The organism is Nonomuraea fastidiosa (assembly GCF_042751225.1).
Taxonomy (GTDB): Bacteria; Actinomycetota; Actinomycetes; order Streptosporangiales; family Streptosporangiaceae; genus Nonomuraea; species Nonomuraea fastidiosa.
Map to the genome: position 1 here is coordinate 7,445,893 of NZ_CP170570.1, position 11,948 is coordinate 7,457,840.

The 11,948-nt window shown below is 70.8% G+C and carries 12 protein-coding genes; 5 read left to right on the top strand and 7 right to left on the bottom strand.

Annotation, left to right across the window (positions count from 1 at the left end; translation table 11 throughout):
* Positions 1–4: 4 nt before the first annotated feature.
* Together ACFMQL_RS34150 and ACFMQL_RS34155 are read right to left on the bottom strand one after the other, a co-directional pair.
* On the bottom strand, positions 5–2,263 hold the full coding sequence (locus tag ACFMQL_RS34150; protein ID WP_364051356.1) for an alpha/beta fold hydrolase: 2,259 nt from the start codon (positions 2,261–2,263) through the stop codon (positions 5–7).
* The gene (locus ACFMQL_RS34155) at positions 2,260–3,156 is read right to left on the bottom strand and encodes an ABC transporter ATP-binding protein (RefSeq protein ID WP_378788891.1); all 897 of its coding nucleotides are present in this window, start codon (positions 3,154–3,156) and stop codon (positions 2,260–2,262) included. Before ACFMQL_RS34155 ends, ACFMQL_RS34150 begins: the two co-directional genes overlap by 4 nt.
* 134 nt (positions 3,157–3,290) lie before the next feature.
* Between ACFMQL_RS34155 and ACFMQL_RS34160 the strand changes: the two genes are divergently transcribed.
* The 3 genes from ACFMQL_RS34160 to ACFMQL_RS34170 are packed head-to-tail and all read left to right on the top strand — an operon-like array spanning position 3,291 to position 5,037.
* The gene (locus ACFMQL_RS34160) at positions 3,291–3,662 is read left to right on the top strand and encodes a hypothetical protein (RefSeq protein ID WP_378788893.1); all 372 of its coding nucleotides are present in this window, start codon (positions 3,291–3,293) and stop codon (positions 3,660–3,662) included.
* Entirely contained in the window at positions 3,587–4,399 is an 813-nt protein-coding gene (locus ACFMQL_RS34165; protein ID WP_378788895.1) for a sensor histidine kinase, read from the top strand. Before ACFMQL_RS34160 ends, ACFMQL_RS34165 begins: the two co-directional genes overlap by 76 nt.
* Positions 4,384–5,037, top strand: a complete 654-nt coding sequence (locus ACFMQL_RS34170) for a LuxR C-terminal-related transcriptional regulator (RefSeq protein WP_378788897.1) — start codon at positions 4,384–4,386, stop codon at positions 5,035–5,037. Before ACFMQL_RS34165 ends, ACFMQL_RS34170 begins: the two co-directional genes overlap by 16 nt.
* Positions 5,038–5,132: 95 nt before the next feature.
* Here the strand turns inward: ACFMQL_RS34170 and ACFMQL_RS34175 are convergent, their stop codons facing one another.
* The 3 genes from ACFMQL_RS34175 to ACFMQL_RS34185 are packed head-to-tail and all read right to left on the bottom strand — an operon-like array spanning position 5,133 to position 8,307.
* Positions 5,133–6,527: an ABC transporter substrate-binding protein gene (locus ACFMQL_RS34175; protein WP_364051340.1), complete on the bottom strand. Its 1,395-nt coding sequence runs from the start codon at positions 6,525–6,527 to the stop codon at positions 5,133–5,135.
* A 26-nt stretch (positions 6,528–6,553) separates the two neighbouring features.
* Positions 6,554–7,405 (bottom strand): carbohydrate ABC transporter permease, encoded by an 852-nt coding sequence (locus ACFMQL_RS34180; protein WP_364051337.1) that lies wholly within the window; start codon positions 7,403–7,405, stop codon positions 6,554–6,556.
* Positions 7,402–8,307 carry a carbohydrate ABC transporter permease gene (locus ACFMQL_RS34185; RefSeq protein ID WP_378788899.1) on the bottom strand — a complete coding sequence of 302 codons (906 nt, stop codon included), beginning with the start codon at positions 8,305–8,307 and terminating at the stop codon, positions 7,402–7,404. Before ACFMQL_RS34185 ends, ACFMQL_RS34180 begins: the two co-directional genes overlap by 4 nt.
* A 309-nt stretch (positions 8,308–8,616) precedes the next feature.
* Between ACFMQL_RS34185 and ACFMQL_RS34190 the strand changes: the two genes are divergently transcribed.
* Both ACFMQL_RS34190 and ACFMQL_RS34195 read left to right on the top strand, forming a co-directional pair.
* Positions 8,617–9,081 (top strand): hypothetical protein, encoded by a 465-nt coding sequence (locus tag ACFMQL_RS34190; RefSeq protein WP_364051331.1) that lies wholly within the window; start codon positions 8,617–8,619, stop codon positions 9,079–9,081.
* A gap of 78 nt (positions 9,082–9,159) precedes the next feature.
* Positions 9,160–10,179: an NADPH:quinone reductase gene (locus tag ACFMQL_RS34195; RefSeq protein ID WP_364051328.1), complete on the top strand. Its 1,020-nt coding sequence runs from the start codon at positions 9,160–9,162 to the stop codon at positions 10,177–10,179.
* A 35-nt stretch (positions 10,180–10,214) separates the two neighbouring features.
* Here ACFMQL_RS34195 and ACFMQL_RS34200 read toward each other — a convergent pair whose 3' ends face one another.
* Both ACFMQL_RS34200 and ACFMQL_RS34205 read right to left on the bottom strand, forming a co-directional pair.
* A complete protein-coding gene (locus ACFMQL_RS34200) occupies positions 10,215–10,730 on the bottom strand; it encodes a GNAT family N-acetyltransferase (RefSeq protein WP_378788902.1) in 516 nt (171 codons plus the stop codon).
* Positions 10,731–10,749: 19 nt separating this feature from the next.
* Positions 10,750–11,931 (bottom strand): Ig-like domain-containing protein, encoded by a 1,182-nt coding sequence (locus tag ACFMQL_RS34205; protein ID WP_364057397.1) that lies wholly within the window; start codon positions 11,929–11,931, stop codon positions 10,750–10,752.
* Positions 11,932–11,948: the final 17 nt, after the last annotated feature.

Genomic DNA, 11,948 nt, shown 5'->3' on the forward strand with positions numbered 1-11,948 from the left:
CCGGTCATCCGGTGGCGGGGCAGACGGTGCCGGGCGGCGGGAGCCTGAGCGTGGTGAGGTAGCGGTTGACGTGGGCGGTGACGCAGCCGCTTGAGCTGTTGAGGTAGGCCATGTGGCCGTGGCCGTCGTAGCGGATGGTGGACGAGCCCGGCACGTGGCGGATGGTGGTGGCGACCTCGTCGTGGTCGGTCCAGGTGCCTACGCCCAGGACGGGCGGTAGTGCGTGGCCGGGCAGCGGGGCGGGTGGGTTGGTGACGGGTGCGGGCCAGCCGGCGCAGGCCAGCGCCCACCAGGCGCGCTGTCCGGCGAAGTGCGGTGAGAGCTCGCGCGCTTTCGCCAGTGCGGCGCGGTAGGCGGCGTATCCGGTGTATCCCCCGCCGTCGAGGCAGCGCGTCATGTTCTGTCCGACCGGTGAGGGCACTTTGGGCCGGTCGGTGGCCTGGCGTACGTAGGCGGCGAAGCCGGAGGCGTCTCCGTCGGCGGCTTTGGCGATGGCGTCGGCGAGCTGGACCCAGCGCGGCCGGTCGGGTTCGCGGCCCGGCGAGGTGAAGCTGGGCGCGGCGGCCACCTTGACGTCGAACCCTGTGTAGGCGGTGCCGTCGGGGTCGCCGCGGACGGGGATGGGGGTGCGGTCGGCGCGCTCCACCAGGTGGCGCCACACTTGTTTGACGTCGCGGCCGTGCAGGGCGCAGGAGGGGTCCGTGCGGCACCAGGCGGCGAAGCGGTCCAGTTGCCGTTCGGCCCGCTGGTACAGGCGGGGTTCGCCGGTGGCGGTGTCCTCGGTGTGGCTGGTGGTGCCGTCCATGACCAGGGCGCGGATGCGGGAGGGGAACAGGCGGGCGTAGGCGGCGGCGGGGTGTCCGCCGTAGGAGTTGGCCAGCAGGTTCACGCGGGGTTCGCCGAGGGCGGCGCGCAGGGCGTCGATGTCGCGGGCGACGGAGGCGGAGTCCATGTGGTCGAACAGTTCCGGGTCGGCGGCGCGGCAGCGCTCGGCGTGGGCGCGGTTGGTGCGGGCGAGTGCGGCGTACTCGGCGCGGTTGCGCGGCAGGGGCAGGTAGGGGCCGGTGGTCAGGCACTCATGTGGCAGCGGCCCGCCGGGGGTGACGGCGTTGCGCGGGGCGAAGCTGATGACGTCGAAGCGTCGGCGCAGGGGATCGAGCCTGCCCTGGTACTGCGTGAGGTCGTCGATGCCGGAGGCTCCGGGGCCGCCGGGGATGGAGATGACGGTGCCGATGCGGCGCTGGGTGCCGGAGGCGGGGAGCATGGCGAGCGGGATGGTGATGGTGCGGCCGGTGGGGTGGTTCCAGTCGAGCGGTACCCGCAGGTCGGCGCAGCGCATCTCGCGGGGCAGGCCGGGTGTGGTGCAGGGGTGCCAGGCCAGGTGCCGTGCGGGTGCGGCCTCGGTGGCGGGCAGCGCGATGAGTCCGGTCGCGAGGGTGAGGGCCGCCCCTGCGGCCAGGACCGCCGCTTTGTGGCGTTTGAGCGCGATGGCGGTGGCCCCGGCGGTCAGCGCGAGGAGCGGGTAGGCGGCGAGCAGGGCGGCGGCCGCCGGTGGGGGCAGCAGGCCGCCGGTTCCGGCGATCTCCTCCGGTAGGGCGGCGAGCGTGTACGCGCTCACCTGGGCCCGCAGCGGGGCGGGCAGTGCTTGGACGGCGACGGGCAGCACGACGAAGAGCAGGGCGAGGGCGACCAGGCTGCCCGGCGTGGATCGCAGTGTCGCGCCCACTCCCAGCCCGGCCAGCGCCGCGGCGGTCATCGACAGTCCGGCGGCCACGAGCGTGGTGAGCGCCCCGGGGTCGGTGAGCGGGATGCCGAGGCTCTGCCCGTCGAGCAGGATCTGCCCGGCCCGCTCCCCCAGCACGCTTTGTGCGGTCAGGTGCATGGCGAAGGCCAGGAGTTGCCCGGCGGGGAGGGTGACGGCGGCCAGGCCGGGGATCTTGGCCGCCAGGAGCAGCTGCCGCTGCGGTACCGCCATGAGGCTGGTGTGGATCATGCCGGTGGCGTATTCGGAGGTGATGGTGAGCGCGCCGAACGTGCCGAGCACGAAGTGCGCGATGGGCAGCCCGGGGCCGAGGCCGGTGCCGTTGCCGGTGAAGCGCAGGCGTTCTTCGAACGTCTGGGTGTCGAAGCCGCGTCCGATGAGGTACGCCACGGCGGCGCAGGCCAGGACGGCGAGCAGGGTGCAGGCGAGCAGGAGGGCGTTGGAGCGCAACGTGCGGAGCTTGAGCCATTCGGCGGCGATGGCGTCCCATGCGTGTGTCATCGCCGGGCCTCCTGTGGGTGGTCGTCGGTGAGTTCCAGGAACGCTTCCTCCAGGGTGGCGGTGCGCGGGGTCAGCTCGCGCAGGGGGATCTGGGCCGTGAGTGCGAGCTCGCCGATCGTCTGCGGTGCCAGGCCGTGTACGGACAGCTCGCCGGGGCCGGGGGTGACGGTGGCGCCGTGGGCGCGCAGGACCTCGGCGAGGCGGTCGGGGTGGGCGGCGCGGACGAGCACGTCGCGGTGGAAGCGGGCGGCGAGCGCGTCCACCGGGGTGTCGGCGATCAGGCGGCCGCCTGCGATGACGATGACGTGGTCGGCGGTCAGTGCCAGCTCGTTCATCAGGTGGCTGGACAGCAGCACGGTCCGGCCCTGGTCGGCCAGGCGGCGCAGCAGGTCGCGGATCCAGCGGATGCCTTCGACGTCGAGCCCGTTGAGCGGTTCGTCGAACATCAGCGCCTGCGGGTCGCCGAGCAGCGCGGCGGCGATGCCGAGCCGCTGGCGCATGCCCAGGGAGTAGGTGGCGATGCGCCGGTCGGCGGCCTGGTGCAGGCCCGCCTCATCGAGCACCTCTTCCACCCGGCGGAGGGGGATGTGGTTGCTGCGGGCCAGCCAGGTCAGGTGGGCGCGGGCGGTGCGGCCGCCGTGGACGGCTGCGGCGTCCAGCAGTGCGCCCATGGTGTGCAGGGGGCGGCGCAGTGCGGTGTAGGGGCGGCCGTCGATGAGCGCCTGCCCGGCGGCGGGGGTGTGCAGGCCGAGGATGGCGCGCATGGTCGTGGATTTGCCGGCGCCGTTCGGGCCGAGGAAGCCGGTGACCAGGCCTGGTTTGACGGTGAAGGTGAGGTGGTCCACGGCGCGGGTGCGGCCGTAGCGGATGGTCAGGTCTTGTACGTCGATCACAGTCGGACAGCCTGGCGGCCGGGCGCGGTGGTCTCCATGGGGGCGGGCCCACCGCGTGGGTGGGGGAAACGCTCCCGCCGGGGGTGGGGCCAGGCCTACCGTCTCATGTGCGCCGGCACGGCAGACTGCCTGGTGTGAGAGTGAGAGTCTGGGGGGCGGCGGCGCTGCGCGGGGTGGGCGAGCTGGTGCTCAACGTCGTCACCGGCCTGGCGGCGCTGCTGCTCGTGGCCGGGCTGGCGGTGTGCGCGGTGCTGGTGCCGGTGGGCGTGCGGGGGCCGTTCGAGCGCGTGCGGCGGGTCGCCGGGGATCTTGCCGGTTTCCAGGCGGAGCGGGTCCTCGGCGCGGCCAGGAGGGTGAGCGGCCGGCGGGAGCTGGTGTGGCTGGTGGTGCACGCCGTCGCCGGGCCTGCTTCGTGGTGGTGCTGTGGGCGATGGTGGCGGCGCTGGATTATGTGTTCCTGCGGATGCGGCCGGCCGAGACGAGCGTGTGGAACACCTTCGCGTTGAGCGTGGCGACCGTGGCGATCGCGGTGGTGGTCGTGCTGGCGGTTCCGGTGTTGCGGCGCGGTCAGGCGCTGCCGGTGCGGTACCTGCTGGCGGGCTTGGGGCCGCGGGAGCGGATCAGGGAGCTGGCCGCCTCGAGGGCGGCGGTGGTGGACGCGCGTGCGGCCGAGTTGCGCCGTATCGAGCGTGATCTGCATGACGGTGCGCAGGCCAAGCTGGTGGCGATCCGCATGCAGCTCGGGTTGGCGCGCGGCGCACGTGATGTGGAGGAGGTGCGGGCGATGATCGATGAGGCGCGTGAGGTGGCCGGTGAGGCGCTGGCGGAACTGCGCGATCTGGTGCGCGGTATCCATCCGCCGGTGCTGGCCGATCGCGGGCTGGCCGGGGCGATCGAGGCGTCGGCGTTGTTGTGTCCGATGCCGGTGGAGGTGGACATCGATCTGCCCGGCCGTCCGCAGCCGCCGGTGGAGTCGGCGGTGTACTTCGCCGCGGCCGAGGCGCTGACGAACGTGGCCAAGCACAGCGGTGCCTCCCGTGCGTGGGTGCGTCTGCGCTATGGCGGCGGGGTGCTGCGGCTGGTGGTGGGCGACGACGGGCGTGGCGGGGTGCGGCGTGATGCGGGTGGCGGGGTGCGCGGCATCGCCGATCGTCTGTCGGTCTTCGATGGTTCGCTTGTGGTGAGCAGTCCTGAGGGCGGGCCGACGGTGCTGACGATGGAGGTTCCGTGCGTGTTGTCATAGCCGAGGATCTCGCGCTGCTGCGCGATGGGCTGGTGCGGTTGTTGTCGGCCCACGGGTTCACTGTGGCCGAGGCGGTGGACAACGAGCCGATGCTGCTGGCGGCGCTGCTGCGGCACCGGCCCGATGTGGCGGTGATCGATGTGCGGTTGCCGCCGGGTTTCACCGATGAGGGGCTGCGGGCGGCGCTGGAGGCGCGCCGGCGGGTGCCGGGGCTGCCGGTGCTGATCCTGTCGCAGTACGTCGAGCAGCTGTATGCGCGTGAGCTGCTGGCGGATCGTGGCGGTGGGGTGGGGTACCTGCTGAAGGACCGGGTGGGTGATGTGGAGCGGTTCGTCGATGCGGTACGTCAGGTCGCCGCCGGTGGCACGGCGATGGATCCGGAGGTGGTGTCGCAGTTGCTGACCCGGCGGGACCGGCAGGGGCCGTTGACCGCTTTGACGCCGCGCGAGCGTGAGGTGCTGGCGTTGATGGCCGAGGGGTTGTCGAATCTGGCGATCGCCGCCCGGCTGGGGGTGAGTGACAAGGCGGTGGGCAAGCACACCAACAACATTTTCGCCAAGCTCGGCCTGCCGCCCTCGGATGATCACAATCGGCGGGTGATGGCGGTGCTGGCGTATCTGCAGGCGGTGCCGCGCTGAGCCGGTCCTCCAGGTGATGTGGAGCCGCTGACACCGGCGAAGGCGCCGGTCCGGCCGCCCCGCGAGGGGGCGGCCGGACCGGTCACAGAGGGGGGTTACTGGCCGACGTTGGCGTTGTACTTCTGGATGGCCTGCTGCAGGCTGTCGGCGGCGGCCTGCATGGCCTGCTCGGCCGAGGTCTTCGGCTCCTGGCCAGCGCCGGCGGGGACGGCCTGCTCCAGGCCGACCTCGGCCGCCTTCCTGGCCTCGGGCATGATGCCGAGCAGGCAGCCGGAGGTGGCCGGCGACGGCTTTTGGGCGCGCAGCTGGGTGACCGCGACCTGGAAGTTGGGGTCGTCGTTGGAGGTGGCCTGCGGGTTGACCGGCACGTAGCCGGTGGCGGCGTGCCACTTGCCCTGCTGCTCAGGGGTGTTGGCGAACTTCACGAACTCCCAGGCGGCGCGCTTTTCGGCGTCGGTGTGGCCGACGGCGTTGATCCACAGGGAGGCGCCGCCGATGATGGTGCCGCCGCTGGAGTCGGCCGACGGCTTGGGGAACGGCGCGGTCTTCAGCTCGAACTTGCCCTTGGCGGCCTCGGTGTAGCCGCCGAGCGCGCTGGTGGACTCCAGGTGCAGGGCGACGGTGCCGGTCTTGAAGGCGTTCTGGGCCTGGTCGGTGGGGCGGCCGGTGTTGGTGGCGTAGCCCTGTTTGACCAGGTCGCCGAGCCATTGGGCGAACTTGACGCCGGCGCCGGTGCCGAAGTTCACCTTGGTGGCAAGGCCGTTGCGGCCGTTGCCGTTGTCGCAGTATTCGGTGTTGTCCTGGGCCATGAGCTGCTCGACGAACCAGCCGTACAGGGCGGCGTTGAAGCCGTACTGCTTGACGGTGCCGCCTTCTTTGATGGTGAGCTTCTTGGCCCATTCGGCGATCTCGTCGAGGGTGGCCGGCGGCTTGTCGGGGTCGAGGCCGGCCTTGCGGACGGCGTCGGCGTTCATGTAGAGCAGCGGGGCCGAGGAGTTGAACGGCATCGACCAGAGTTTGCCCTTGATGCTGTAGTAGCTGGCGATGTTGGGCTCGATGTTGGCGTTCTGGTCGAACTTGTCGGCCTCGATGAACTTGTACATCGGTACGACCTGCTGGGCGTCGTACATGAAGCGCGAGCCGATGTCGTAGATCTGCACCAGCGGCGGGGTGGCGCCCTGCTGGACGGCCTGCTTGTAGGCGACGATCATCTGGTCGTAGTCGCCTTTGAACACCGGCTTGACGGTGATCTTGGGGTTGGCCTTCTTGAAGTCGTCCACCATGGCCTTGATGGCCAGTTCGTTCTTCTCCTTCATCGAGTGCCAGAACTCGATCTCGATCGGTTCGGTGATCGCGTCAGGTCCTGGAGCGGTGGCGGCCTCGCCGCCTTCGTCTGAGCCGCTGTCGCCGCCGCAGCCGGTCAGGGCGAGGCTGAGGGCGGCCGCGACGGCCAGGGCGCCGCGGGTGCGGCGGAATCGGGGTCGTGCCATGAGGGAACTCCGTTTCTGATTCACGATCACTTCACGGCGCCCGCGGTGAGCCCGCGGATGATGAAGCGCTGCCCGAAGATCACGAGTGCGAGGGTGGGAAGGAGAGCGAGGGTGACGCCGGCCAGGATCAGCGTGGGGCTGGAGGACTCGGCGTCGTTCAGCATCGACACGCCGATCTGCAGGGTCTTGTAGCGGTCGTCGTTGCCGAGGATCAGCGGCCAGAAGTACTGGTTCCAGGTGGTCATGAACACGTACACGCCGACGGCGGCGATGGCCGGTTTCGACAGCGGGATGAGGATGCGCCACAGAAAGCGCAGGTGGCCGCAGCCGTCCATGACGGCGGCGTCGCGGACTTCGAGGGGGAACTGCAGGAACGACTGGCGCAGCAGGAAGGTGCCGAAGGCGTGTGCGAGGAACGGCAGGGTCAACCCGAGGTAGGTCAGCGGTCCCTTGGTCAGGCCGAGGTCGGAGATGAGCAGGTAGTTGGGGAGGATGATCGCCTCCCACGGCACCATGAGGGTCACCATGAACAGCGCGAACATCGCGGTTTTGGCCCACATGCGCAAGAACGCGAAGGCGTAGGCGGCCAGCACGCTGGTGATCAGCTGGGAGATGGTGACGATGCCGGTCTGGATGGCGGAGTTGAGGTACTGGCGGGCCAGCGGGATCGTGTCCAGCGCCGAGGTGAAGTTGCCCAGGTCGATGGCGGTGGGCAGCAGCTTGGGCGGGTAGCTGGCCAGGTCGCTCGGGGTCATGATGCCGCCGACGACCGCGTAGTACAGCGGGAAGACCACCGGCAGGGCGCAGACGATGAGCACCAGGTAGACGACCAGCTTGCTCGCAAGCGACGAGGAGGTGGAGGTGGGGGTGCGGCTCATCGGTAGTGGACTTTCCTTTCCAGCACGCCGAACTGGATGCCCGTGCAGATCAGCACGATGACCAGCAGCACGATCGCCGCGGCGCTGGCCGTGCCGAAGTCGGAGGAGCCGTAGCTGAAGGCCTTTTCGTAGATCCAGTAGACGAGCGTGGAGGTCGCGCCGTCGGGGCCGCCCTTGGTGAGGATGTGGATCTGGCCGAAGCTCTGCAGCGCGTGGATCGTGGAGATCACGATGAGGAAGAACAGCTGCGGCGAGAGCATGGGGATGGTGATGCGGTAGTGCAGCCGCCATCCGGTGGCGCCGTCCAGCCTGGCCGCCTCGACCACTTCGGTGGGGATGGTGCCGATGCCGGCCGACAGGACCAGGACGTTGTAGCCGAGCGTCATCCAGACGGTGGTGATCGAGACGGAGATGAGGGCCAGGTCGGGTTCGGTGAGCCAGCCGATCCGCTCGATTCCGAAGTGGCTGAGGATGCCGTTGGCCATGCCGACGGCGGGGTTGTAGATCAGCGCGAAGATCACTGATGCGGTCGCCACGGAGAAGGCGAACGGCAGCGCGAAGACGGTGCGGAACATGCGCTGCCCGCTGATGCGCGACTCCAGCAGCAGCACGATCACCAGCGCGCCGAGGATGCCGGGCACGACGGTGAACAGTACGAACAGCGCCGTGGTGCCGAGGGCTTTGAAGAAGGTGGCATCGGCGAACATGGCCGTGAAGTTGTCGAGGCCGACGAACATGTTGGCCCGGCCGATGATGTCGGTCCCCATGGTGGACAGGTAGAAGGTCCTGCCCAGCGGATAGAAGACGAAGATCGCGAAGATGATGAGGGAGGGCGCGAGATAGAGCAGTGCTAACCGGCGCTCGCCCGTCGGTCCCCGTTGGCTGCTAGCGCGCGCTTCCATCGTCGTGCCGTCCTGCTTTCGTTCATCGGTGGTTCACATTTGTGCTTGCTGGATTCTGCCCAGCCGAGTCAGCTTGCGGTAGGTCTGACCAGTGACTTCACCATGAACGTTCGCGGAACGTTATCCGCGCGGCCGGCAGGCCGTTCACCGTCACGGTCTCGCGCCTGGCGGTAGGGGCGGTACGGGCGCCGGTACGGACAGCGCCGCGCCAGCGGGGGTGCCTAGCGTCACTGGACCTCGGCGCTGGCCAACCAGGGCAACCTGGCCAGCGCCCTGCGCCGTCTCGGCGAACAGGAGCGGGCCTATGCCTTGCTGGATGAGGCGCCGGCGGCCTACCGCAGGGCGGCGAACATGCGCGGTGAGCTGTCGACGCTGGATGAGCCGGCGTTGTGGCACCTGCAGCGCGGCCAGGCGGCCACCGGGCTGAAGGTGGCGCGGCGGGCCCATGAGATGGCGATCGCGGTCCACGGCAGGAAGGCCACCGCGCAGACCGCGGCCACCGTGGCCAAGGCGTACCTGGCGCTGGGCGAGGCCGAGACGGCGGCCGGATGGTACGAGCGGTGCCTGTCGATCGCGCATGCGACGTACCCGTTCGCGGAGGCGCGGGCGCTGGCCGGTCTGGCGGCGGCCCGGCTGGAGGGCGGGGACGCCCAGGCGGCGCGCGGCCTGGCCAAGCAGGCCGCGGCGATCGCCTCGGCGTGCGGGTTCCGCCGGCTGGCGGCCCGCGCGCGGACGGTGCTGGCGGCGTGCGGGGCGCAGGTGCTCATCGGCTGACGGCCCGCACCGGGCAGGCGATCGATGCCGCAGTAATGTGATCGGATACCCATGACAGGCAAGGGACGGCGGATCGAAATGAGAGCTATCGTTTACCGCACCACTGGCGATCCCGATGTGCTGGAGCTCGTCGAGCGTGACACGCCCGAGCCGGGGCCCGGCGAGGTACGGGTGCGCGTCGCCGTGTCCGGGGTCAACCCGACGGACTGGAAGACCCGTTCCGGCGCCACCAATCCCAAGATCTTCCCTGAGGTGACGCCGCACCTGGACGGCGCCGGGGTGATCGACGCCGTCGGCGAGGGCGTCGATGCGGGCAGGATCGGCCAGCGGGTGTGGCTGTACATGGCGACGCTGGGCCGCGCGACCGGCACCGCGGCCGAGTACACCGTCGTCTCCGCCGACCAGGCGGTGCCGCTGCCCGATGGGGTGAGTTTCGACGTCGGCGCCGCGCTGGGGGTGCCGGCGCTGACCGCGCACCGGGCGCTGACGGTCGCCGAGGACGGGCCGCGCCGGCTGCGGCCCGGCGCGCTGGAGGGCAAGGTGGTGCTGGCCGCCGGCGGGGCGGGCGCGGTCGGGCATGCCGCCATCCAGCTCGCCCGCTGGGCCGGGGCGACCGTGATCAGCACGGTCAGCGGGCCGGAGAAGGCGCGCCTGGCCACCGCCGCCGGCGCCCACCACGTCATCAACTACCGGCAGGGCGATCCGGCGGGTGAGATCCGCGCGATCGCGCCCGACGGGGTGGACATCATCGCCGAGGTGGCGCTGGGGGCGAACCTGGAGCTGGATCTGGCGGTGCTGCGCACCGGGGGCGTCATCTCCACCTACGCCAACGACGGCGGCAAGCCGGTGGGGCTGGACGTGCGGCAGAACATGATGCTCAACACCCGCTTTCAGTTCCTGGTGCTCTACACCGTCGGCGAGGAGGCGCTGCTGGCGGGTGCCGAGGATGTGGCCGCGGCGGTGGCGGACGGGGCGATGCCGGTCGGTGAGGAGCACGGGCTGCCGCTGATCCGTTTCCCGCTGGAGCGCACCGCCGATGCCCATCGGGCGGTGGAGGGCGGCGCGGTCGGCAAGGTCGTGGTGGACGTCGCGCCCTGACCGGCGGGCGTGGGGCCCGGCCGCGGCTGGAGGCGTCAGGCGGCGGCCGGATCGATGCGGCGCTGCAGCAGCATGCCGGGCCACTCCCCCACGGTGAACGGGGCCACGCGGGTGAAGCCGCAGCTTTCGTAGAAGGCGACCAGCCGGCCGTCGCCGCCGGCGTAGCAGTCGACGCGCAGCAGGCCCAGGCCGCGCTCGCGGGCTTGGCCTGCGGCCCAGTCGAGCAGGGCGCGGCCGACGCCGTGGCCGGCGTGGCGGCGGTCGGTCACCAGCGCCTGGACGTACAGTTCGGGCTCGGTGGCGGGGGTGACGTAGTCGTGGGCGGGCCCGATGGAGATCGCGCCGGCGGGCTCGCCGTCGCGTTCGGCGATGTGCATGCCGCCGCCGCGCTGCCAGCCGGCGACCTGTTCGGTGCGGCGGGCGTCCCCGGTGAAGGGGCGGGTGCCCCACTGGCCGGTGCGGCCCTGGGCGGTCAGCCAGGCCACGGCGCTGTCGAACATGGCCAGGGTGACGGGCACGTCCTCCGGGCCGGCGGGGCGGATGTGAATCACTGTGCGGTGTCTTTCCTCGTCAGGGCGTGGCGTCCGTCAGGGCGCTGCCTTTCTTCCACTGGGAGAACGGCATCTGCCAGAAGCCCCAGCCGTTGTTCCACTCCAGCTCGCGGTCGGTGCCGGTGATCTCGACGACGTCGCCGCGCTGCATGGTGTCGTAGAACCACTTGGCCTGGTCGGGGCGGGCGTTGATGCAGCCGTGGCTGACGTTCTGCCGGCCCTGGGCCCAGACGTTGTCCTTGGCGTGGACGTACTCGCCGGAGTTGGAGATCCGCACCGCGTGGTTGATCATCACGTCGTAGTACTCCGGGTCGCCCTTCTTGCGGCCCGGGGAGATCATGCGCACGGGGTTGCCGCGTTCCATGGTCAGGTGCACGCCGGAGGTGGTGGTGTACTCGCGGGTGGTGCCCTTGCCGGCGCTGATGCGCATGGTCTGCACGCGCTTGCCGTCGCGGTAGACGTACATCATGTGCTTGCGGACGTCGACCTTGCTGATCTGCCGCGCGCCGATCTGCAGGTCGGCGGTGTAGTCCTTGACGCCGTAGAGGCCCTTGCCGGCCTTGATGCCGGTGATGTCGGCGTTGAAGGTGACCGTCTGGTGGGCGGGCCAGTATTTGGCGGTGCGGTAGATGACGACCTTGTCGTTGATCCAGCGCCAGGCGCCCGGCACGGGCTTTTCCGCCTCGACCTTCAGGGCGCGCTCGATGCGGGCCTTGTAGGTGACGGGCTGGTTGAAGGTGACGATGATGGGGGCGCCGACGCCGATCTTCTCGCCCTTGCGGTTGGGCGTCACGTCGGCCACCTGCAGGGCGCGTTCGGGCTTGGCGGTGGTGAACGTGCTGGTGGCGGTGGTGGCGCCGGCGGTGGCCGAGACGCGGTAGCGGGTGGACGGCTTCAGCGGCGTCTTGGAGATCCACCGGGTCTTGTCGGCGTTGAACTTGCCCGACAGCTGCTCGCCTTCGGCCTCGACCGTGACGTTGTCCAGGGCGCCGCCTGCGGCGGTCACCACGACCTTTTTGTCGGGGTGGACCTTGCTGGTGCCTTCGGCCGGGGTGATGGCGACGGTGGGCGCCTGCGGGGTGGCGACGATGGTGGCGTCGGGGGCGTCGGGAGGCGGGCTGGCGGAGCCGCCTGAGCAGGACGTCGTCAGGGCGGCCGCGGCCAGCAGTGCGAGGGCGGCGGGTCTCCTGTGGACGGTCACTGCGTTCAACGTCTTCC